This is a genomic window from Ruegeria sp. CE9 (assembly GCF_056537425.1).
This window is the reverse complement of the sequence record NZ_JBQFRO010000007.1, coordinates 138,089-160,285: the sequence shown is the minus strand read 5'-3', so window position 1 is coordinate 160,285 and position 22,197 is coordinate 138,089. Positions and strand designations below refer to the sequence as shown.

General features: G+C 53.9%; 22 protein-coding genes. 13 read left to right on the top strand and 9 right to left on the bottom strand.

The genetic code is table 11. The features are described from left to right. Nucleotides 1-102: 102 nt before the first annotated feature. On the top strand, nucleotides 103-558 hold the full coding sequence (locus ACR0B3_RS14910) for a GNAT family N-acetyltransferase (RefSeq protein ID WP_480809776.1): 456 nt from the start codon (nucleotides 103-105) through the stop codon (nucleotides 556-558). A gap of 48 nt (nucleotides 559-606) precedes the next feature. Here the strand turns inward: ACR0B3_RS14910 and ACR0B3_RS14905 are convergent, their stop codons facing one another. The 3 genes from ACR0B3_RS14905 to ACR0B3_RS14895 are packed head-to-tail and all read right to left on the bottom strand — an operon-like array spanning nucleotide 607 to nucleotide 2,147. Beyond that, nucleotides 607-1,296 carry a hypothetical protein gene (locus ACR0B3_RS14905; protein WP_480809775.1) on the bottom strand — a complete coding sequence of 230 codons (690 nt, stop codon included), beginning with the start codon at nucleotides 1,294-1,296 and terminating at the stop codon, nucleotides 607-609. Next, on the bottom strand, nucleotides 1,296-1,625 hold the full coding sequence (locus ACR0B3_RS14900; protein WP_480809774.1) for a hypothetical protein: 330 nt from the start codon (nucleotides 1,623-1,625) through the stop codon (nucleotides 1,296-1,298). Before ACR0B3_RS14900 ends, ACR0B3_RS14905 begins: the two co-directional genes overlap by 1 nt. Next, entirely contained in the window at nucleotides 1,626-2,147 is a 522-nt protein-coding gene (locus tag ACR0B3_RS14895) for a hypothetical protein (protein ID WP_480809773.1), read from the bottom strand. It lies immediately after the preceding gene. A gap of 353 nt (nucleotides 2,148-2,500) precedes the next feature. Here ACR0B3_RS14895 and ACR0B3_RS14890 point away from each other — a divergent pair, with 353 nt between their 5' ends. Both ACR0B3_RS14890 and ACR0B3_RS14885 read left to right on the top strand, forming a co-directional pair. Next, nucleotides 2,501-3,583 carry a class I SAM-dependent methyltransferase gene (locus ACR0B3_RS14890; protein ID WP_480809772.1) on the top strand — a complete coding sequence of 361 codons (1,083 nt, stop codon included), beginning with the start codon at nucleotides 2,501-2,503 and terminating at the stop codon, nucleotides 3,581-3,583. Between the two features lie 92 nt (nucleotides 3,584-3,675). Then, on the top strand, nucleotides 3,676-4,131 hold the full coding sequence (locus tag ACR0B3_RS14885) for a hypothetical protein (RefSeq protein ID WP_480809771.1): 456 nt from the start codon (nucleotides 3,676-3,678) through the stop codon (nucleotides 4,129-4,131). 335 nt (nucleotides 4,132-4,466) lie between these two features. Here ACR0B3_RS14885 and ACR0B3_RS14880 read toward each other — a convergent pair whose 3' ends face one another. Both ACR0B3_RS14880 and ACR0B3_RS14875 read right to left on the bottom strand, forming a co-directional pair. Then, nucleotides 4,467-5,795, bottom strand: a complete 1,329-nt coding sequence (locus ACR0B3_RS14880) for an MATE family efflux transporter (RefSeq protein WP_170687585.1) — start codon at nucleotides 5,793-5,795, stop codon at nucleotides 4,467-4,469. A 256-nt stretch (nucleotides 5,796-6,051) separates the two neighbouring features. Continuing rightward, on the bottom strand, nucleotides 6,052-6,798 hold the full coding sequence (locus ACR0B3_RS14875) for an MmyB family transcriptional regulator (RefSeq protein WP_480809831.1): 747 nt from the start codon (nucleotides 6,796-6,798) through the stop codon (nucleotides 6,052-6,054). Nucleotides 6,799-6,920: 122 nt separating this feature from the next. On the opposite strand from ACR0B3_RS14875, the gene ACR0B3_RS14870 reads away from it, so the two are divergent. The 4 genes from ACR0B3_RS14870 to ACR0B3_RS14855 all read left to right on the top strand — a co-directional run bounded on the left by ACR0B3_RS14870 (nucleotide 6,921) and on the right by ACR0B3_RS14855 (nucleotide 11,778). Continuing rightward, the gene (locus ACR0B3_RS14870; protein ID WP_480809770.1) at nucleotides 6,921-7,349 is read left to right on the top strand and encodes a hypothetical protein; all 429 of its coding nucleotides are present in this window, start codon (nucleotides 6,921-6,923) and stop codon (nucleotides 7,347-7,349) included. A 724-nt stretch (nucleotides 7,350-8,073) separates the two neighbouring features. Then, a complete protein-coding gene (gene xylB / locus ACR0B3_RS14865; RefSeq protein WP_480809769.1) occupies nucleotides 8,074-9,531 on the top strand; it encodes a xylulokinase in 1,458 nt (485 codons plus the stop codon). Beyond that, nucleotides 9,528-10,475 (top strand): aldose epimerase family protein, encoded by a 948-nt coding sequence (locus ACR0B3_RS14860; protein WP_480809768.1) that lies wholly within the window; start codon nucleotides 9,528-9,530, stop codon nucleotides 10,473-10,475. Before xylB ends, ACR0B3_RS14860 begins: the two co-directional genes overlap by 4 nt. A 1-nt stretch (nucleotide 10,476) precedes the next feature. Further along, on the top strand, nucleotides 10,477-11,778 hold the full coding sequence (locus ACR0B3_RS14855) for a cytochrome-c peroxidase (RefSeq protein WP_480809767.1): 1,302 nt from the start codon (nucleotides 10,477-10,479) through the stop codon (nucleotides 11,776-11,778). Here the strand turns inward: ACR0B3_RS14855 and ACR0B3_RS14850 are convergent, their stop codons facing one another. Together ACR0B3_RS14850 and ACR0B3_RS14845 are read right to left on the bottom strand one after the other, a co-directional pair. After that, entirely contained in the window at nucleotides 11,779-13,290 is a 1,512-nt protein-coding gene (locus ACR0B3_RS14850) for a CRTAC1 family protein (protein WP_480809766.1), read from the bottom strand. Further along, complete coding sequence (locus ACR0B3_RS14845) at nucleotides 13,280-14,497, bottom strand: ROK family protein (RefSeq protein WP_480809765.1); 1,218 nt, start codon at nucleotides 14,495-14,497, stop codon at nucleotides 13,280-13,282. The genes ACR0B3_RS14850 and ACR0B3_RS14845 overlap by 11 nt, the downstream gene beginning before the upstream one ends. Nucleotides 14,498-14,648: 151 nt before the next feature. On the opposite strand from ACR0B3_RS14845, the gene xylF reads away from it, so the two are divergent. The 4 genes from xylF to xylA are packed head-to-tail and all read left to right on the top strand — an operon-like array spanning nucleotide 14,649 to nucleotide 19,147. Next, nucleotides 14,649-15,668: a D-xylose ABC transporter substrate-binding protein gene (xylF, locus tag ACR0B3_RS14840; protein ID WP_170663757.1), complete on the top strand. Its 1,020-nt coding sequence runs from the start codon at nucleotides 14,649-14,651 to the stop codon at nucleotides 15,666-15,668. Nucleotides 15,669-15,728: 60 nt separating this feature from the next. Then, nucleotides 15,729-17,027 (top strand): sugar ABC transporter permease, encoded by a 1,299-nt coding sequence (locus tag ACR0B3_RS14835; protein ID WP_170685390.1) that lies wholly within the window; start codon nucleotides 15,729-15,731, stop codon nucleotides 17,025-17,027. Next, nucleotides 17,027-17,830: an ATP-binding cassette domain-containing protein gene (locus ACR0B3_RS14830; RefSeq protein ID WP_480809764.1), complete on the top strand. Its 804-nt coding sequence runs from the start codon at nucleotides 17,027-17,029 to the stop codon at nucleotides 17,828-17,830. The genes ACR0B3_RS14835 and ACR0B3_RS14830 overlap by 1 nt, the downstream gene beginning before the upstream one ends. A 9-nt stretch (nucleotides 17,831-17,839) precedes the next feature. After that, complete coding sequence (gene xylA, locus ACR0B3_RS14825; protein ID WP_480809763.1) at nucleotides 17,840-19,147, top strand: xylose isomerase; 1,308 nt, start codon at nucleotides 17,840-17,842, stop codon at nucleotides 19,145-19,147. A 429-nt stretch (nucleotides 19,148-19,576) separates the two neighbouring features. On the opposite strand, the gene ACR0B3_RS14820 is transcribed toward xylA, so the two are convergent. Both ACR0B3_RS14820 and ACR0B3_RS14815 read right to left on the bottom strand, forming a co-directional pair. Continuing rightward, a complete protein-coding gene (locus ACR0B3_RS14820) occupies nucleotides 19,577-20,053 on the bottom strand; it encodes a VOC family protein (RefSeq protein ID WP_480809762.1) in 477 nt (158 codons plus the stop codon). A 305-nt stretch (nucleotides 20,054-20,358) separates the two neighbouring features. Further along, nucleotides 20,359-20,805, bottom strand: coding sequence for a MarR family winged helix-turn-helix transcriptional regulator (locus ACR0B3_RS14815; protein WP_480809761.1), 447 nt, complete (start codon nucleotides 20,803-20,805; stop codon nucleotides 20,359-20,361). A 139-nt stretch (nucleotides 20,806-20,944) separates the two neighbouring features. Here ACR0B3_RS14815 and ACR0B3_RS14810 point away from each other — a divergent pair, with 139 nt between their 5' ends. After that, the gene (locus tag ACR0B3_RS14810) at nucleotides 20,945-21,313 is read left to right on the top strand and encodes an antibiotic biosynthesis monooxygenase family protein (protein ID WP_480809760.1); all 369 of its coding nucleotides are present in this window, start codon (nucleotides 20,945-20,947) and stop codon (nucleotides 21,311-21,313) included. A gap of 37 nt (nucleotides 21,314-21,350) precedes the next feature. Beyond that, nucleotides 21,351-21,794 carry a hypothetical protein gene (locus ACR0B3_RS14805; RefSeq protein ID WP_480809759.1) on the top strand — a complete coding sequence of 148 codons (444 nt, stop codon included), beginning with the start codon at nucleotides 21,351-21,353 and terminating at the stop codon, nucleotides 21,792-21,794. Nucleotides 21,795-22,197: the final 403 nt, after the last annotated feature.

Below are 22,197 nucleotides of genomic sequence, written 5' to 3'. Positions count from 1 at the left end.
CATAGTATCACGTCCCAGCGGGCTGGCAGATGGTCTTAAACACTCTCCACTTGTTTGCTACCTTTGTCCATGCTTACCCCGAACCGATATGCTTTTCGCAAGATGACGTCTGAAGATTTTGCGATGATCTCGGAATGGCAATCGCACCCGCATGTTCGCGAATGGTGGGATTCCGACGAGCCGAGCACGAACAAAGAACTGCGAGACGCGCGGGTTGAACGCTGGATCGTTTTGCTTGAGGAACGCCCATTTGCATATATCCAGGATTACACTGTTCACGGTTGGGAGGATCACCATTTCTATTCCCTTCCGCCGGGATCTCGGGGAATTGACCAGTTCATTGGTAAGCCAGATATGATCGGGCGAGGGCACGGCCCGGCCTTTATCTCAGAGCATCTAAATAAGGTGTTTGCCGCGGAAGCCCCGGTCGTCGTAACAGATCCGCACCCGGACAATGCGCGCGCGATCGCCGCTTATAAGAAGACGGGTTTCTCTGCCTTTGGTCCTGCGCGGCAAACGCCCTGGGGACCGATCCTGCCGATGAAGGTCAGCCGTTAGACAATCTGGCTGCGCCTTCCTGTAGGCCGGACGCAAGCGTTCCGATCCTTAAACCACCCCGTGTTTCGAGACTTGCAAGGGATGCGCTTCCGCCCAATCAGCAAGAAAGGCGGATATCTCGGGTACGGTTGCGAACTGTGAGGCCTTTCGAGGAATCGCCACACCTTTCTCCAACGCCAGGTGCGCGCATTCGATGTGATGGCGATGTGCCTTTTGCGGGCAGTGTTCGGACCTGTGAACGATCGTTGAAAGCAGTGTCCCTCCGTAGGCATTTGTATGGTCGAGGTCTGGGTTCTGGTCTAGAAAATACGACATGACGTCGGGCATTCCTTCCCAACCGGCAAGGTGCAGGGGCGGCATTCCCATCTCGTCCGGCAGATTTGGCTCAAAGCCAATTTCGACCAGACGTTGCATGTGAGGCAGGGTCCCTTCGCGCCAGACGAGGCGGCAAAGAAGAAACTTCATCCATTGCGACAGGGCATTCATGTCAATCTGGTCGTCCTCCTTTGACGTTCCGTCCGCGGCCCGTGCGAGTTGCTCTTCAGTCAACGTCAACTGCGTGAATGCCCCTGCGCGTTCCAGAACCGTCGCGACACCCCTGTTTCCGAAGATGCGGGCAAAAGCATAGGGAGAGTGGTCGCGGCTAACAGCATTTGGGTTTGCGCCATGCTCCAACAAGAGCCTAGCGATTTCGCCCGAAACCAAACGCCGGGCCGCCTGATGCAAGGCGGGGATCACTAAGGAAGGTTCATCCGACGGGTGAGGATTGATGCCTTCATTGGGATCAGCACCTTATTCCAACAACAGCCGAAAGCATCGGTGCTGTTGAAGTCAATCGCCCTCGGCAATGCATTTGTTCCCTTCGGAATTGCCCCGTGTTCCAGCAAAGTACGAAGACCGTCGGTATGGCCCAGTTCTGTGGAATGGTAGAGGGAATCATTGTCGTCGGGATTTGCTCCATGCTCCAATAGCCACCTGGCCAAAGGCATGTTGTTTGCATGGCCGATGGCGCCGTAGAGCGCGGACAATCGGTGATCTGTCTCTGGCTCGAATGCAAAACCTGTCATTCACGTCTGCCCGTGTTCGACAAGCAATTCCGCCATGGCAAGCATCTCGACTTCTTTCTCGGGCGCCGCATTGATGTATTTCGAAAAAGCCAGGTGGCACATTGGTCGCCGCGGAGGGTATTCGCGCGTCGCGGCGATCGCATCTTGCGCCAGGATCTTGCGCATCGCAGCCACGTCATAGAGAGCGACGAGAAGAGGCACCTGACCGTCTGCGAGGTCCGGCTCATCCGCAAGCAGATGCTCGATCGTCTCATTTGAGCCGTTGTAGAGCGCCCAACGCAGCCGTCCCTGTTTCTGTGCGCGATCCATGCCCTGCGTTTCAACAGCAAATTTCAATGCCGGCCACGAAGCGTATCCGGTCTCGCGCGCTATGACATGCAGACAATCCGCGTGTTTGTAGACCCCGTTTGCGGGGGATGCGACAATGCCGTGGACGCGAAGCATTGCGCCTTTTTCGCCTTCGGCCAGCGCTGTGCCCAAAGCCTTGGCATCACGGCGCAGTTGATTGAGTGATTTGGCCACCGGTCTTCCCTCCACTGCCCGACGGTCCGCTGATCCGGGCTGAGAAACCGATGTGGTTTTCAGACATTTTGTGCGAGGTGCCGATGACAGCTTTCCGCGGACCAGGGGGCCGCCTCGGAACGGCCTCAGGTCAACGTAGCGTTTGCCAATACGTCCCGCAAGTCGGTTGCGGATCAGAGGCCAACTTGAGCGATTTCTGTTCGCATCAAGTGGCCGGCGGGTGGTCGGCGATCGCGGCTTTTCGGTTGGCTACTTGCTACCGGCTTTGGGTCCGGCAATTCATCGATTTTGAGCAACAAACAATGTAAACTGTAAGCTCTATCTACCAACCCAACTGTACCTGGGAGGATCGAATGGACGATAGGAGCAGCCCAACTGATGGAATGATTGACTATGCAGGGAATTCCCTCCCGCAGAAGCACTCTATTCAATCTCGCGCAGACGATGTTCGGGAAATGGCCGACAAGGTTCTGGCCTCATCAGACGAAATACACATTGCTGACTATGGCTGTGGCACGGGATCAAACGCGATCTTGTCGGTCGAGCCCGCGGTTAGGTCATTTGTAGACCGCTATCCAGGTCGCTCCATTTTTGTTCACCACGTCGATCAGGCGGAAAACGATTGGAATACCCTATTCGATTATGCTGCTGGCCAGGACGGTTACACCAACCTCTCTTCCAATATTCGCCCGGTCGCAAGTGTCGGTAGTTTTTTCTCGATGGCGGCACCGGCATCTTCCATTGACGTCGGGACTTCATTTGGGGCGAGCCATTGGCTCAGCTCACAACCCATTATCTCTTCAAAGGGCACGCTTTGGTTCGCAGATATGCAGGGAGAAGCGCGCCTGGAGCTTAAAAGACAAGCGCAACGAGACTGGGAAAGCTTCCTGACTTTGCGAAGCCGTGAATTGCGAAGTGGCGGCAGGCTTATGGTCTCGACGCTGGGCGCTATTCCTGATGCGGCTGAGGTCAATGGAATTTGCAGTTCTGGCCGACATACCTACCGCGCGATGTACGATGTTGCCAAAGCGATGGTGAACGATGAGTTGATTTCTGAACGCACGCTTCGCCACTTTATTATGCCAATCTGGTTTATGTCCAAGGAGGAAGCGCTTGAACCCTTTCAACGCAACAAGAAACTGGCAGATGTCTTTTTGATCGAAAGAGCAGAGGTAGCTCCGGCGCAGCAATACCCAGAGGATATCTTTGCAGACCAGATCAATACACCCCAAGAATACGCGGCTAGCTATAAGGGTTTCGTTCGCTCCTTCACCGAGTCCACGTTCAGACAATCCTTTTTACGCAGTGAGACCAACCAAGCAACCGAAACTCTTCTGAACGAGTTTTACGACCGTTTTGAAGCGCTCATCAAAGAAGGAATGGGCAAATACGCCTTTGAAATCTGGTTGTTAACGATTGAGCTTAGAAAACAATGAGCGGACATTTATGCGGGCCTGTTTCAACCTTACGATATTGCAACGCGTTTCTAACTGAATCGCTTAGCCCATTATTAAATAGGAGTGTCAAAATGCGTTTTGTCGCCGCAATACTTCTTCTCACCCACGCCCTTCCGGCTTCAGCAAACAACACGCCGGAATGTGGCCCATTTACAGTCTACTTGGAAGACCTCAAGATAACGTCCGATGGCGACAGTGTCGGGGATGTTGCAGTCGGGTATGTCACAGTTTTTGGCGAAGATGGACAGGTTATCGGTATGCAGAATGTCACCACGTTGATAGCGCCTGGCGCAAGTGAGAGCAAAACCCAGCTTATCGTTAACGCCTACCTAACAATCGACAGCAACCAGCTAATCTATTCTGGTTCGTACCCAGCCCCGAGCAGTCCCGACACCGTGCCCCACTTCGAAACCCAATTGGCAGTCGTCGGTGGCACTGGCGTGTTCAAAGGCGCAAGTGGTCAGGTGAAGTTCTTCAAAAAAGACAACAAGCGCGCTGCCGAGTTTGATGTCAAATGCACCGGTTAGCCAAAGTCTTCAAGTACCGAGGGAGGTTAGAAGTAAAGCAAGCTACTGGCTACTATTGGCCTAGATGAAAACAGGCAGCGACTCTGTCTGCGTTCTTTGCGTTCCGCGCTATTTAGCATCGAGCACCTGCAGCGAAACTCTCCTCTAATTGACCGCATCGCATTGATGGAAAGCGTCGATCAATGTCCGGTTTGACCGCAATGGCGGGTTTTGATCCCGTATCTCTCCTATCACGCCTGACGCCCAAGATGTCGCAGCCCTAAGATCTGGCAAGTCATATCACTCCGTCGCGAAGTGGTTCGCGGTTAGGTTTCTCCAATCGATCTACCCTAAATTCAAGCTTGAGTTAGCGCCCAGAACCGCAAGGGTAGGGCGACGGCTGCTACCACCAGACCCAGAGTATAGCCAATCCAGACGCCGACGGCTCCGAGATCAAAGAGGAAACCCAGTGCATAGCTGGCCGGCAAGGCAAGCGGCCAATAGGCCGTCAGGGTTATGATCGTGGGCAAGTTCATGTCCGACATTCCCCTCAGCGCACCCAACGCAGTACCCTGAACGCCGTCCGCAACTTGCAGCAGTGCCACGATGAAAAACAGCGTGACCGCGAGGTCAATGACGGCAGGGTCATCCGACATGGTTTCCGCCAGCATCCGGCCCGCAGTAATGAAGACGATGGCGGCGACCGCCTGCCAGAGTGTTACCATCACAAAAGACGCCTTCAAGATCGGTCTGAGCCGTTCCCGATTGCCAGCGCCGACCGCAAGACCCACTCGGATCGAGGCCGCACCTGCCATGCCAAGCGGGATCATATAGGCCAGCCCTGCAAGCGCGTTGACGATTTGATGGGCGGCTAGCGCCTCGGCCCCCAACCAGCCCATCATCAGGCCCACCACGGCGTAGGCTCCACCCTCACCCGCATAGCCGAGACAGAGCGGCAGGGCGTCTTTGGCCTGCGACCAGACATCCGCCCATGCAACGGTCACTCGCTGGCGAAAAGCCGCGAGCCCCGGCGCGCTTATCAATACATAGATCCCGGCAACCAGCGACGTACATTGTGAGAGTATGCTGGCCAGACCAGCGCCCAGAATTCCAAGATCAAAGATGTGAATGAAGGCATAGTTTGCGGGTACGTTGAACAGGACGCCCAGATAGGACAGCGCAACAGCCGTCCAAGGCCGTCCAACCGCGTCGAACAGAGCTTTCAGGCCGAAAAACAGAGTGAAAGGCACGATCCAGATCGCCATCGACATCCAGTATGGCAGCAGGATTGCCAGAACCTCCTTCGGTTGCCCCAAAGGCCCCAGCAACGGATAGAGCGCCATCATCACCAACGCCGCGCCGCCGCCGCCCAGAAGGCACAGCAAAAGTCCGCTGCGCAACGCCAGCGCAACCCGCGCGGCATCGCATGCGCCCTTTGCCTGGCTGATCTGTACGGAAATAGCGGTGATCACGCCCCAAAGAGCGGAAATCAGGATGATCAGAACGGCCGTGGTCACACCAGCCGCCGCAAGCGGGACCGTCCCGAGCGGAGAAATCATCGCCGTATCTACGACGCCGATCAATAGCGCTGCGGCCAGCCCGACCATCAGCGGAACGGCTAACCGGATCAGCGGTGTGAATTCGGCGCGGGTGGGCGCCTGTGAAATCAGGATTTGGTCTGTCATGGGCCACCTGCCGGACAACGTCCGGCGAACAAGTCGCGGTAAAGAGCTAAAGGCTCAGAATGAAGAGGGGCTATTCAGCCCTGCGACGGGAACACCATGAAATTGGTCCTTTTAGGGACAGGATAACAGGTAAAGTTCTAGGTGAAGAATTGTTCGGCGTCCAGATCGCTTTTGCGCGACTGTTTACCGAAACCTGCCGAGGTCAGGAACACACGAGGTTCACCGGGACGCGGTGAGGCTCTGATCAGATCATCATTTAACTGGCAGCCACGAGGGCAATGTCACGCAGAAATTTGGCACTTTGGTCGTTGGCCGGAAAAAACAACTCAATCTTCAAATCGTCCAGCGTGACGTCCGTGACTGTGCTGAACTGCGCAATCGTTCCAAACATGGAAAGCCGCTGACCACCAAAGCGGTAGGTCGTAGAAATTGTTGGCCCAATCACCGTGTCACTGCGGGCGTGCCCTTGCTTCGACAAGGTGCGCGCCGCCGCATCCAGTGCGGGTATGCCGCCAGCATTGGCGCTTTCTGCGCGAAGCCGCAACATCGTGTGATGCGCGACCTCGGGCCAGTTTTCGACAAGCTCAGGCATCATCGAGCTAGTCAGCAGGTCCAGCAGGCTTTGCCCTTCGCTGATCCCCAACGGCTTGAAAAGCCTTTGTGCTCCGCTGTTGAGCATCACAATATTCCAGAGCCGGTCCAGTACCATGCCTGGGTAAGGGGCATGTTGCTGAAGTGTCCATACGACCGCATCCCGGATTGGCGACATCGCCGCGTCATCAATCGGCGTTGCCGCAAAACGCGGCGCGAAGCCTTCGGCGCGCATCATCTGATTCCGGGTTTCGACCGGTAGGTCCATGACCTCGGACAGGTGAAGGATCATGTCCAGGCTGGGCCGGGACCGCCCGGTTTCAAGAAAGGAGATATGGCGCGCGCTGACCTCAGCTTCGATCGCGAGAGCCAGCTGGCTCATCCTGCGTCGCTTTCGCCACTCTTTCAGCATGCCGGGATAGGGTGTCATGACCTGAGTTTAGCAAGGGTCCGGACAGAATTCACTTACTTCTGAGGTAATTGATTTGCGTCCCCGCAAGCTGCATGAAGGGCGCATATCGAAAGGAGAAACTCATGACCCGACAACAGTCAGCGATGCGAATATCAGGCGGTGTGCTTGTTGCAATCGGGGCGCTTTTTGCGCTGGCCGCGTTTCAGTTTCTTCATCCCGTTGCGCATATCTTTCTGCAAATCGCGTATTGGCCAATGCACGCCGTTTCCGCGGAACTGACGGTTCCATTGCCTTTACTGTTGGTTATCACCGGCGGCCTAACGGTTGGCCTGGGAGGCATGCAATGGGCGCTGGGAACATACGTTGCCCCGGTATCGGCGGTCGCCGCGGCCAAGACCGCTCAGATTACGGCATGGTCCTGGTTTTGCGTCGACAGTTCAGGCTCCATTTTGGTAGGCGCGCCCTTCAACGTTGTACTAAATCTATCCTTTCTCGTCCTGATCCTGTTGTCTTGCCGAACCGGCATGGCGAGCAAGCAGGCAACAACTTGACGTGAAGTGGAATTCACTGGGTTTGAAGGAAACGACTGGCTATTCTAGAAAACCTTTTTAAGTCGATGCTAGTTCAACGACAGTTTCATGTCGGACATACTTGAGCTACCGAAGGCATTGCCGCGTTCGAGACCTGGCCTGAGCCGTTCATATATGTCCGCCAAGTGCTAGTTGGACGATCGTCGGATTTCGCGTCTGCAGCGAAAGTCCGGTCTGACGGGCCGCGCCGCAGCGATGGCGGGATGTGGTGAAGGGCAGCTTAGGGCTGTCGAGCAGCAGGCCCAATGTCTTGTAACCGAAAGATGCTGCGTTGCTTCGGAGGTCAGGTTCGAGCCCATTCCGACAGAGCCGCTGCGGGATGGCGAGCGTCGTGTTTGGTGCCGCTGCCCAGAAACACGCATAGGCCGCTTTCGGAACATACTTGGCAAAGGAGGTCTATCCTGACCGTAAATTTCAGTGTTCAACAGTGTTCTTTTCTGTGACCGGTCCTGTTGCCGCCGTCATATATTTGATGCCTTGAAACAATGTGTCTGAGACAATTCAAGCAAGACACGTTTAACCAGAAACGGCACGCGACTCTTGTCCAGTTGCTCGAATTTTGCGTGGCACAGAGACGGACATTCTGAACCAGTCGTGATTGGAGCACATTTCTTTTACAGAGCCTTGACAAGAACACGGTTTTGAATAATTTCAATCGCTAAAATATTTAATCGGGTGGCGTTGAATGTATCTGGGCTTGGATTTGGGAACGTCAGGTCTTCGCGGGATTCTGGTAGATGACACAGGACACGTTGTCGGTGATGCCGAAGTCAGCATCTCCACTTCAACGCCCAAGCCTGGCTGGTCTGAGCAGGATCCTTTGGATTGGACCAACGCTTGCGAAGAGGTTGTTGGGAAGCTTCGCGTTGGCAACCCTAAAGCATTCTCAAAATTGCGAGGTATTGGCCTAAGCGGACACATGCACGGCGCCACACTACTGGATCATGATGGCCAAATATTGAGGCCCTGTATTCTTTGGAACGATACTCGGTCAGCCGACGAAGCGCGGACACTAGATCAAACACCTGAGATGCGCGCAATATCAGGAAACATCGTGTTCCCGGGGTTTACGGCGCCGAAACTCGAATGGTTGCGTGCGAATGAGCCGGATGTGTTTTCAAAGGTGGGTAAGGTATTGCTGCCGAAAGATTATTTGCGGTTTTGGCTGACTGGCGAATATGCTTCAGACGTGTCTGATAGCGCAGGAACATCCTGGCTGGACGTTGACACTCGGCAGTGGTCAGAAAAGGCACTAGCCATGTGCCACATGCGCGCCGAGCAGATGCCGCGCTTGGTCGAGGGCAGTGATCCGGGTGGAGAGTTGAAGGTCCGTTTGAGGCAGGAGTGGGGGCTTTCGAATCCGGTTGTCGTGGCTGGTGGGGCTGGCGACAATGCTGCTGCTGCCTGCGGGATCGGGAGCGTCAACGACGGCACCGGTTTTGTCTCACTCGGAACGTCTGGAGTGTTGCTTGTTGCGCGGGAAGCCTATGCGCCTGATCCGGAAACAGCCGTGCATTGTTTTTGTCATGCGGTTCCTGATCGGTGGATACAAATGGGTGTCATGCTTTCAGCAACGAACAGCATGAACTGGCTTTCGCGAAATCTAGGCGAACCCGTGGATAAGTTGGCTGCAGCAATGCCGGAACAACTGAAAGGGCCTTCTTCGATCACCTTTCTGCCTTATCTGTCAGGAGAACGGACGCCGCATAACAATAGCCATATTCGAGGCGCGTTTTTGGGCGTGGACATCTCGTCGGAACCCGCTGAGTTGACCCAGTCCGTAATGGAGGGTGTTTCTTTTGGAATGAGAGATTGCCTGGAAGCACTGAGGAGCACCGGAACCCAGCCAAATAGCCTTATGGCAGTAGGGGGAGGTGCACGATCTCGGTTCTGGCTGGAAACCTTGGCTACTGTTTTGCAAGTTCCGCTGGATTTGCCAAAAGGCAGCGAATTCGGTGCCGCTTTGGGCGCTGCGCGCCTCGCGATATGTGCTGCCAACGACGCTGAACCGGCGCAAGTCATGACGCCGCCGGAAATTCAGGAACGCATTGAACCACGCGGCGATCTGATTGACGCCTACGAAAACGAATACCGGAGATACAAGCAATTCTATCAGGCGCTTGCGCCGCTGGCAGTAAGATGAAACCAGAAACGGGTAAAGCCTCTGGGATTGAAGCTGCGATTATCACGGATGGGAATATGCGTGTTTCAGTCCTGAACTATGGGGCTATCACGCAGGGGTGGTGGTACAAGGACGTCTCGCTCATCCTTGGGTTCGAGGACCCAAATGAGTATCTCACCGATACGCGTTACCTGGGCGCAATTGTTGGGCGCGTTGCCAACCGGATCAGCGGCGCGACGTTTGATTTGGATGGCACCAGTTTTGAATTGAACGCCAATGAGGGAAAAAACACCCTGCATGGTGGCGACGATGGACTGTCTAAACAGTTTTGGGATCTCGAACAGATTGCGCAGAACGAAGTCTTTCTGAGGTATGTTTCTCGCGACGGCGAGAGCGGCTTTCCGGGGAATATCAGGTTCGAAGTCAGGATATGCTTACAGGGCTCACGCTTGGCTTATTCAATAGCTGCACAGCCTGATCGACCGACGCCGATAAGCATTACGCAACATAACTACTACACTTTGGGTGCTGCAGAAGGTGTGGACGAGCATAAGTTGAAACTCGCTTCAAATCGGTATCTGGAAATCGACGATCAAAGCATTCCGTCGGGCAAAGTGCTTGCGGCCAACGAAACCGGGTTGGATTTTTCAACGCCCAATACGATTGGAAGTGTTACCGAAGGGATCGATCACTATTTCTGCTTTGATCATGATCGCGACCCAAAAGTCTCGGTGGCGGAAATCACTTCACTCTCAGGCCTTGCTTTGACCGTCTACTCAGACCAACCCGGAGCACAGGTCTATTCGGGCTATGAGATGACAAAACCGCTTCGCGCTTCGCGTGGAGTGTGTATCGAGCCATCGGGTTATCCTAACGCATCAAATATCTCGTCGTTTCCTTCAATCATCTATAATCCGGAGAATCCGTATCGGCAGGAACTTATTCTAGAAGTTTCTGAGGAATGACATGAGAGCAGTTTCGCTATTCTTGGCTTTCGGATTAGTAATCTCGGTGGAGAGCGGTGCGCGTGCCCAATCGCTTGGTCCTTTGCCGGAGTTCCTCGAACCTGACTTTGGAAGTGCTGAGCTGGGGCGTTTGCTGTTCTATGACCCGATTTTGTCTGGCAACAAGAATATTAGCTGCGCGACCTGTCATCATCCCAGGCTTGGCACGTCCGACGGTGTTTCCCTTGGTATCGGGGAAGGGGGAATTGGGTTGGGTCCAGAGCGAACATTGGGCCCAGAGAACACCCCGGAACAGCGTATTCCTCGAAACTCACCAGGGCTCTGGAACCTTGGAGCAACTGAGTTCACGACGTTTTTCCATGATGGGCGGCTGGAGGCAGACACAACGCAACCTGATGGCATCAGAACCCCGTTGGGTACTCATATGCGTTCTGGTTTCAATTCAGCGCTGGCTGCACAGGCCATGTTCCCGGTTTTGTCGGCAGACGAAATGGCGGGTCACTATTCTGAGAATGACGTTAGCAAAGCGGTTCGCCTCGGATTTCTGACGCAGCAAGGCGGCGCGTGGGATCTGATTGCAGAACGTGTTGCGGCCATTCCGGAGTATGAGCAGAGGTTTGATGACTTAGCGCCGGATGATGAAATTACGTTCACGGCGATTGCCAACGTAATCGCGGACTTTATCGCATTCGAGTGGCGTGCGGATAACAGCCCGTTCGATCGCGCGATGCGAGGTGAGGCTGAGCTGTCAGAAGAGGCCGAGATTGGTATGGGTTTATTTTATGGAAAAGCCGGATGCAGCAATTGCCACTCGGGCTGGTTCCAGACCGACCACAAGTTTCATTCGATCGCAATACCGCAGATTGGCCCGGGAAAGGCGGCGCGATTTGAAAACCATGTCAGGGACGACGGGCGTCTTCGCGTGACCGGTAATCCCGACGACGCGTTTGCTTTCCGCACGCCATCTTTGCGCAACGTGACACTGACAGCTCCGTACGGACACAACGGAGCATTTGCCGAACTTGAGGACATCGTGCGGCATCATCTGGACGCGGTTTCGTCATTAAAAAACTACTCGATCGAGTTGGCCGCATTGCCGGACTTCCCAGGCTCCAAAGATCAAAAGGCAATGTCGGACAATCAGCACGTGGAGGCGATTGCCCAAAGCAACAGCTTGTCGAATGTTAACCTAACGGACCAGGAAATCGACGCTCTTCTCAGATTTCTGGCAAGCCTGGAAGACCCGGCAGAGCGGCTAGGTGTGCCTGACCAAGTTCCAAGCGGGTTACCGTTTGAAAAGTAATTAGCGGCGAAGACGTATGATTTGGTTGGGCTGATAATTCAACCACTCGCTTTTCGACCCGTCCGGCCAGATCATACGAACCTGCACCTGGTCCTCACTCCCAAGCCCAAAATGCTGAAACCCAGCGATACCACCAGCGTGACCGCCGCCGATTGTTAGCTCGCGGGTCTGAACGCCCAGCGAGGTTTTGACTTCAATAAATCCACCAACTGCTGCGCGATTGGATTGATCCTGAGTGACATCCAGCAATAGCCAGTTGCCACTCTGAGTAGTGTTCTGACTGACTTCAAGCTCAGAACCTCGGTTGACGACCACCAGATCCAGCTTGCCATCGTTGTTAAGGTCAGCAAGCGCCGCGCCACGAGACTTAGCCATCGAGGCAGCACCGGCATCTGCTGCAGCTTCAATAAACTGACCGTCGGAGATCTGTAGTAGTAGGTTATTGGGGTCATTCAGAGCCGCATCGGGCATCTGTTCTACGTTTCCCTTGGCCACGAATATATCGTCCCGGCCATCGTTGTTGACGTCGCCAAACTGTGCGTGCCATCCTGTCGATGGCCTTCCGTCTCCTCCAATATGCGGCCTATGAGCAGTCGTACCCTTTTCGTAAGTCGCATCGCGCCAAGTCGGGCCGTTTGTAACTGGGTCAAATACCTGGAGTTTCTGATCACCCATCGAAGTCAGGTAAACTTCGGGAAATCCGTCCCCTGTGAGGTCTCGAGAGGCGATCCCCATTCCCCAGATTAAATAAGAAAGCCAGCCCTCGTCTTCTGTATATTGCCGGGGTTCGGGCGCCATCGCCCACAATTGTTCGTGACCGTCGCGCACATAGTAGTGACGGTCATTGCTGACGCGAAGATCCGCGCGACCAGTTCGGGCCCAGTCCGAAAACAAAATAGACAGCGAACAATAACCGGGTTCAAGGTGCAGCGGGTCACGGTATAAACCACCTTCGGGGCGATAGAGAAGGGTCGGGCCGCATGATTCAAAAGGACCTTCGGGATCGAACCGATCTACGTAAGTGCCAAATGCCAAGGTCGGTAAGGTTTGTCCGCTTTCCCATGTTGCTGAGAAACCTGTGGTCCAGTGATCTTCCGTTTGAAAACCGAGAGTATCGAAAGGGCTGAATTGGCAGTCGGGATGGCCCCGAAGAAGCAGGTCCGGGCCGACACGCAAAACCGCCAGATCCATTATGCCGTCACCATCAACGTCGAGAGGATAAGCCCCGGTCACGCCTGTCAGCGACAAGCTTTCTGGTGTTTCCGTCTTAAATGATATCTGTTCTCTCGATGTGTTTATGAACAGTTGAGAGCTATTGGATCCGCCTGCTAAGAAGAGCTCTGGCAGGGTATCCCCATTGCAATCAAAAACGGCGACGCCTCCGCCAACAAAATGCTCCCAGCCGCCATCATAGATATGTTTCGGCACATCCACGTTTGAAAACTTAGGAACGTCAGTGTTCGCGTTCGCAACAGAGGCAAAAGCCACAAGTATCGCAAGCTCAGGACGCATTCGCAGAAAGTTCCTTAACTTTGAGGATCGAGATTTGCTCGATCCCATATGCTGCGGCACCCTTTGCCCACATCATGTCGCCCCAATGATGAACTTTGATTTCCGGTAAAGGCGCATCGACCTTCACGACCCCATTTCGAATACGGTTCATTACTTCGTTGGAACACAGATGTTCGAAACTCATTTGTGCCCCTGAGACGATAATGCACTCTGGGTCATACAAGTTGATCAGATTGGAAATCCCGAGGCCAAACATCTGACCTGCGCGGGCAAGCACCGACGATGCTCTGTCGTCGCCTGAGTTGGCGCGGTCATGTATGTCGGAAACGGATTCCATGCCGTTTATATGACCGGTGACCGTCATCTCGCGGATCAAAGCATAGTCGCCCACATAGGCTTCAAGACATCCGCGTTGACCGCATTGGCAAAGGGCTCCGTCAAGTTGAACTTTGGTGTGCCCAAATTCAGCGCCGCAGCCTCGTTCTCCGCGGTATAGTTTACCGTCCAATACGATACCAAGGCCAACACCGTGTTCGATCGTAACGACGAGGAAGTTCTTTAAGCCCTTGCCCAAGCCAAAAAGCTGTTCGGCCTTGGCGACAAGATTGGCGTCGTTGTCAACGAATGCAGGGCAAGGCAGCTCATTTGAAAGCAAATGGCTGAAATCAATATTTCTCTCAGTAATCGAGGAAGACCAGTGGACAAAATTCTTGTCGGCATCGACTAGTCCAGCCACCCCGATGGAAATACCTGCCAAATGAGCGACAGAACGATCGATCTGACTACAGGTCTCTTCAAGAGCTTCGCGGATCGCCGATACAAATTCTTGCGGCGACATTCTGGCTTGATCCAGAGCATATTTATGGGATGCGACTTCGTTACCTTCAAAGTCGACCAAGATAACTGAGATTACTTGCCGGGCCACCTTGAGGCCGGCCACAAGGTGCATCTGGCCGTCCAATTGCAGCAATACTCTGGGTCTGCCTCTCTTCCCCGACATTGATTGAGCTTGGCTTTCAGTCTCTTTGACCAGCCCGGCCGAAATGAGATCAGCCGTTGCGGCGGTGACAGTCGCAGGGCTGGTTTGCAAGGCGGATGCAATATCGATCCGCGAGACGGACCCCTTGGCTCTGATGTGCTCCAATACCCGCAATCGGGTTGCGTTTCTTTGTTCCAAAGAAACCGGAGAGGCTTTGCTTTTCAGCATCTTGTCCTCGCGAATCTTGCCGTTGGTCCAATCTATTTGAATTTTAACGCCTCTTGTAGAGTAAATATTTTACCGACTGAATTAAATATGGTATTGAAATTCGTGAGAGCCGCGAATCGAAGTGCGATGGCTCGGCAAATGGGAGGAAATCATGAAAAAAATTCTCAGCTTTTCGGCTGTGGCCACTTTGTTGGCTTCGACCGCATTCGCAGAGCCAGTGGTCGGCGTAAGCTGGTCGAACTTTCAGGAAGAGCGTTGGAAAACGGACGAGGCGGCCATCAAATCGGCGCTTGAAGCTGGGGGCGCCGAGTACATTTCGGCTGACGCGCAATCGTCTTCCGCAAAGCAGCTTTCGGACATTGAAAGCTTGATCGCCCAAGGTGTAGACGCGCTTATCATTCTGGCGCAGGACGCGCAGGCAATAGGACCGGCTGTACAGGCTGCGGCGGACGAAGGTATTCCGGTCATTGCCTATGACCGCCTGATTGAGGACGACCGTGCGTTCTATCTAACCTTCGACAATGTCGAGGTAGGCAGAATGCAGGCCCGGGCTGTTTTTGAAGCCATGCCTAAGGGTAATTATGTGATGATTAAGGGTTCACCCACCGATCCAAACGCGGATTTCCTGCGGGGTGGCCAGCAAGAGATCATCGGCGCGGCCGTTGACAGTGGTGACATCGTTATCGTGGGCGAGGCCTATACGGATGGCTGGCTGCCCGCAAACGCGCAGCGGAACATGGAACAAATCCTGACCGCGAACGAGAACAACGTGGATGCAGTCGTTGCGTCGAATGACGGTACTGCAGGCGGTGTTGTTGCAGCGCTGACCGCACAGGGCATGGAAGGCATTCCGGTTTCCGGTCAGGACGGCGACCACGCAGCGTTGAACCGTGTTGCACTGGGAACGCAGACGGTATCGGTTTGGAAGGATGCTCGCGAACTTGGAAAGGCCGCTGGCGAAATCGCTGTTGCGCTGAGCGGCGGCACAAGTCCTGCTGATGTCGAAGGTGCAGTGAGCTGGACTTCACCAGGTGGCACCGAGATGAACTCGGTTTTCCTGGCACCGGTTCCGATTACCAAGGACAATCTGTCTGTTGTTGTGGATGCCGGATGGATCCCGCTGGCTGACCTCTGCCAGGGTGTCGAAAACGGCCCTGCGCCCTGCAATTAAACTCCCTGGTCCCTGGCCCTTTGTGGGCCGGGGACAATTGCTGACAATGAAAGATCGGAAATGACCGAAACTTCGTCTCAGCCGATACCGGAAAAAGCAAAACCCAGCCTGTTCCAGCAGTTGGAACTGGATATGCGGCTTTTGGGAATGATCGGCGCGTTTGTCATCTTGTGCATCGGATTCAACATCTTCACAGATGGAAGGTTCCTGACGCCGCGCAATCTGTTCAACCTGTCCATCCAGACAGTATCGGTTGCTATCATGGCATGTGGGATGGTGTTCATTATCGTCACGCGACACATCGACTTGTCGGTTGGCGCACTATTGGCAACAACCTCGGCTGTGATGGCAATGACGCAGACCGAGCTTTTGCCGCAGGTGCTTGGGATGGGTTTGAACAATCCTGCAACCTGGGCGATCACCATTGTCGTCGGGTTGTTTGTCGGCACGCTGATTGGTGCGTTTCATGGCTGGATGGTTGGTTATCTGACGATACCAGCCTTCATCGTTACGCTTGGTGGATTTCTGGTTTGGCGAAACGTGGCGTGGTATTTGACCAGCGGCCAGACGATTGGTCCTCTGGATAGTACATTCCTGATGTTTGGCGGGACCAACGGAACATTGGGAACGACGACAAGCTGGCTGTTCGGCTTGTTTGCTACCGCAATCGCGATCTGGGCTTTGTGGAGTGGCCGCCGTGCAAAAGCGGCACATGGTTTCCCTGTCAAACCTGTCTGGGCCGAGGCCACTCTGGCCGGGATAATCGCAATCGCCATCCTTGGGTACGTTTACATCGTAAACAGCTACGCCATTCCGACACGCAGGCTGCAACGTATGTTTGAAGCGCGCGGCGAGACAATGCCAGAAGGGCTGGTTGTAGGATACGGTATACCGATTTCTGTCCTAATTCTCATCATAGTAGCGGTTACCCTGACGATCGTGGCAAGGAAAACCCGGTTTGGTCGGTACATCTTTGCCACTGGCGGCAACCCTGATGCAGCAGAGCTTTCGGGTATTAACACTCGGCTGCTGACTGTGAAAATCTTTGCTTTGATGGGTTTCTTGTGCGCTGTGTCTGCGGTGGTCGCCTCGGCCCGGTTGGCAAACCATTCGAACGACATTGGAACGCTCGATGAACTTCGGGTGATAGCCGCTGCAGTAATCGGAGGAACTGCATTGTCGGGTGGTATCGGTACCATCTATGGCGCAATCCTTGGTGCATTGATCATGCAGGCGCTGCAATCGGGCATGGCAATGGTTGGCGTCGACGCGCCGTTTCAGAACATAGTCGTCGGCAGCGTTCTCGTGTTGGCCGTCTATATCGACATCGTTTACCGCAAGAGACTGGGGGCCAAGTGATGCAAGCTCAGGATACTCAGAAAAAACCTTCTGGCACTGGGCGCGGTTCAGGCGCGCCGCCATTGGTCGAGATGCGCGACATCTCGATTTCTTTCGGTGGGATCAAGGCCGTTGACCATGTGTCGGTCGATCTCTACCCGGGTGAAGTCGTTGGCCTGCTTGGCCATAACGGGGCCGGAAAGTCCACGTTGATCAAGGTATTGTCCGGCGCCTACCAGATGGATCACGGCGAGATCCTGATCGATGGCAATCCGGTTGAGATTGGCAATCCCCGTGACGCCCGGGCGAACAATATTGAGACTATCTATCAAACGCTTGCCTTGGCCGACAATCTGGATGCGACCTCGAACCTTTTTCTTGGGCGCGAGATGACGACACCTTTTGGGTTGGTCAACGACGCAGCCATGGAGGCCGAATGCCGCAAGATCATGGCGCAGCTCAACCCGAACTTTCAGAAGTTCAGCGACCCGGTTTCCGCCTTGTCAGGTGGCCAAAGACAATCTGTGGCGATCGCTCGGGCCGTCTATTTCAACGCCCGTATCCTGATCATGGATGAACCCACAGCAGCGCTTGGGCCGCATGAAACGCAGATGGTGGCGGATCTGATCCACCAGCTAAAGGCGCAAGGCATCGGGATATTTCTGATCGACCACGACGTGCATGCCGTCATGAAACTGTGCGACCGCGCCTCGGTCATGAAGAACGGAAAACTGGTTGGGACGGTCGATATCGCAGATGTAACGGATGACGATCTTTTGTCGATGATCATTCTCGGCAAGCAGCCAGCACAAAAAGCAGAATAGGGGGCAGAAATGCCAAGTGGATTTTTTGAAGGGATCGAGAAGGTCCAGTTTGAAGACGTGGATAGCAAGAACCCGTTGGCCTTTCGTCACTACGACCCGGATGAAATCATCATGGGCAAGCGTATGGAGGACCATCTGCGGTTTGCTGTGGCCTGGTGGCATTCATTCGCGTGGGAGGGCGGAGACCCCTTTGGTGGACCTACGTTCGAACGTCCATGGTATCCTCAGGACGATATGGGCCGGGCCCGCCAGAAGGCAGATATTGCATTCGAATTGTTTGAGCTTTTGGGGCAGCCATTTTTTTGCTGGCACGACGCTGATATCCGGCCCGAACAGGGAAATTATGCCGATAACCTGCGCACATTGGAAGAAATCACCGATTACATCGGCGAAAAGATGCAAGTTTCTGGCAGCAAACTGCTTTGGGGTACGGCCAATATGTTCAGTCATCGTCGCTGGATGTCTGGCGCCAGTACCAATCCTGATCCCGACGTTTTTGCCTTCGCTGCAGCGACCGTGAAATCCTGCATGGATGCAACTCACAAACTAGGCGGCGAAAACTATGTCCTTTGGGGTGGTCGTGAGGGCTACGAAACCCTTCTGAACACGGACCTGACAACTGAGCTGGACCACATGGGCCGTTTTCTGCACATGGTCGTAGAATACAAACACAAGATTGGGTTCAAAGGCACTATTCTTGTGGAGCCGAAACCTCAGGAGCCTTCCAAGCACCAATACGACTATGATGCAGCTACTTGCATCGGATTTCTTAGGAAGTACGGTTTGGAGAAAGAAGTGAAGCTGAATCTCGAGCAGGGCCACGCGATCCTTGCCGGGCATAGCTTTGAGCATGAAATAGCGGTCGCGGCAGCTGAAGGGATGCTGGGTTCGATTGATATGAACCGCAACGACTACCAATCTGGATGGGATACAGACCAGTTCCCGAACAACACACCGGAAGTTGCACTGGCTTACTATTACATCCTGAAAGCTGGTGGTTTTACCACCGGCGGCACAAATTTCGACGCCAAAATTCGCCGGCAATCGATTGACGCTTTCGATCTGGTGGCGGCTCATATCGGTGGAATGGACATATGCGCACGTGGTTTGAAAGCAGCGGCTGCTATGATTGATGATGGGGGATTGGAGGACTCTCTGACGGAACGGTACTCAGGTTGGAATACACCATGTGCAGTGTCCATGTTGGGCAAAGGCCTGGAAGAAATTTCCGCCCGAGTTTTACGTGATGGGATAAATCCCGATCCCAAATCTGGCCGACAGGAAATACTAGAGAATTACGTGAATAGATTTGTGTAACCGCATTAGTGGAACAACTCTGGGCGCGTTTGACCCAAAATACCCACAACCAGGCAATGGATCTGTTGCGAAGTTTCTGGTTTTACGAAGAGTTGAAACCGAACCTGCAGCTTATGCCGCCAGTTCTGCAAATTGACGAAACGGGTAGATTCCGGGCGAGAGTTGACCTTTGCGGATAATGTGCGTCACCTCGATTCCATCCAGTGTAAGCTATCTGAACCAACCCATTGAACTACCGGAGTTGCGAACGAGACTTGCGAATATTGCTGGGATAAATGGTGTCCCACAGATTCTATTTCGGGTTGGGTACCCTGCGGACTTGCCGACGAAGGCGCCGAGAAGAAACATTGAAGATGTGATAGTCGAGTAGCAGACCAGATCGATCAATTTGAGAAGCGTCTCACATACGACGTACACACAAACTGAACTTTAACCCGTTCCGTTTTCTGGCTGATCGAGGAGGTACGAGTAGGTACCGTTCGTGTCGCGTATCAGTGCCATGTCATGTTTTTCAAACTCGCACTTCTGCTGCGCAACAATTTCGCCATTCATTTCGAGCGCTTGATCCAAAGCGTCGGGGAGTTTCTCCACCCGAACAGTGGGAACCCACATTGGGCTCGAAGGATCGACAACTGTTGTGGGATGCAAACCGACATTGGCATCGGCTCGCATAATGGAATGAGTTACATCATCACGGTTGCTCTCGGTGTGGAGTTTCCAACCAAACAACTCATCGTAGAAATCGTCTGGAAAGTCATTGTTTTGCGATAGGTAGACCTCGGGTCCAAATTGTTTAGTTGGTGCTGGAAAGTCGTGTGTGGAAAAGCAAATGCCTACGAACGCCCCATTGGGATCGCATAAAAGACAGTTGCGCCCGACACCAGGGACCTCGAAGGGAGGTTTCACAACTCTGCCGCGGAGGTCGACACACCTTTCCGCGGCCCGGTCGACATCATCAACCTCGACATACGGAACTCAACCACGTAGGTGCGGCACTCTGGGTTCCACGATCCCGGCACCTGCCTCATTGGACAATACGCTTAGGTAATAGTCTCCCTCGCCTCCCCCCCATGCAAAGTTGATTGCGTGCGCGACCAAGTAACTCCAGCCCGCGACTCTTTCGTAGAAGCTTTGTGACAAGTGTGCATCGGCTGTAAACAAGTCATGCCAAACAATCCGACCCGTCCTGTTTGAATTCATTGTAGTACCTCTCAGCATGAGTGCGAGGCACCGGCGTTTGAGGATTCTTCGAGGCGTGCCTTGAGACGACCAACAACATTTTGCGCTGTCGCAATATCATCTGGCGACAGGCCTACCGAGAGTTCATTGACCCATGGGATTTGCTTCGCAATTGCGGCTTCGTACAACTCCTGCCCCTTTTGCGTCAGAACAACAAGATGCGCACGTTTGTGGTGCGGGTTTGGCCGAAACTCCACGATGCCTTCTTTGCTCAATTCATTGATGATCCGTTGTATGCCCTGCCGGTGAACACCCATCGTCCGTGCATGCCAGGCAACGGATTCCGGCCGATCCGAATAAGCAATCGCGCCAAGGATTTGCCATCGGGCACTTGTCAGACCGAGTTCTGATACGAGGCGATCACCGGCAAGCTGCAATCGACCGTTCAACCGAAACACATCCAGTATCAGCGCTGTCACGGCTTCTCCTTCTTCAGTCCTTCGCGCATCCGGCATGTCGATTCCTCATTTCATTTGACAACACGTTGTCATTATGTTTGATACTTCCTAAATATGACAACATGACACCAAAATTAAACCACTTTCAAGGAGTACCGAAATGGTCAGCTTCAAACCCCTCGACCCGGAGTTTCCCATTGAACGGCAATTGGACATCGCCGCTGGACCCGTCGTTCTCGTCAATCTCTTCACAGTAGATCCCGTTGACCAAGACGCCCTCGTTGAAGCCTGGAAGAGCGATGCCCAATGGATGAAAAAGCAGCCGGGTTACATCAGCACCCAACTGCACAAAGCCGTTGGTGACGGCAGCATGTATATGAACTACGCGGTCTGGGACTCTGTTGTGGATTTTCGCGCTGCGTTTTCAAACCCCGAGTTTCAGCAGCAACTCAGCCACTATCCCTCAAGCGCTGTGACAGCACCCCATCTGTTTGAGAAGTTTGCGGTGCCGAATTGCTGCACGGCCTGACGAAACCCGTTTCAGAAGCCAATTTGAGGGAATCGCAATGAAAACAAAGATTCACGCCATCGCAGGCGGCATCGGCTTTGTGATGATCCTGCTCTTCTGGACATCAACGATCACCAGCGAACTCTTTGCGAGCCATGAAACAGTCGCAACCGTCAAGGCATTGATCCTGAAAGGCATGTTCATCCTTATACCGGCAATGGCGATTGCTGGCGGATCGGGCATGGCAATGGGCAGGAAACGTAAGGATGCGCTTACGAGAGCAAAGAAGACCCGTATGCCGATCATTGCGCTAAACGGTTTACTGATCCTCGTGCCAGCGGCTTGGTTTCTGGCTGGCAAAGCCGCCTCTGGCGAATTCGACAGCACCTTTTACACGGTTCAGGTGATTGAACTAGTCGCCGGGGCGGCCAACCTCACGATGATGGGACTGAACATTCGTGATGGTTTGCGAATGACCGGCAAAATTCGAAGGCCTCGCTGAAACCTCGATTCTAGTCCAAGCGTTGGCCAGATTGCCGACATTCGAGCCAACGCAGCGAACTAGTGCTATGTCCGCATATTGGAGATTGCAAAGCCTGGTTGAGAAGGTCAGATTTGGGCTGCGGGGAGACCTTGAAGTCAGCCGCGGCGTAGGACCGCAGTGAGCCCAGAATGACCGATGCTGCACTCTGTACGAGCGTCATCTTTGGGTAAGAATCTAATCCTACCGCATTGAGGTTTCTTCGAGACGCGTCTTTAGACGAGCAATAACCTGCTGCGCTGTTGCGGTGTCATTTGACGACAGACCCTCGACAGCTCATTGTCAACTGTTTGAGAGGAACACGAGGCAGCCCTATAACCTGCGTGACCTTATCCACACCCTTATCTTGTAGCCGTTTGGTCTC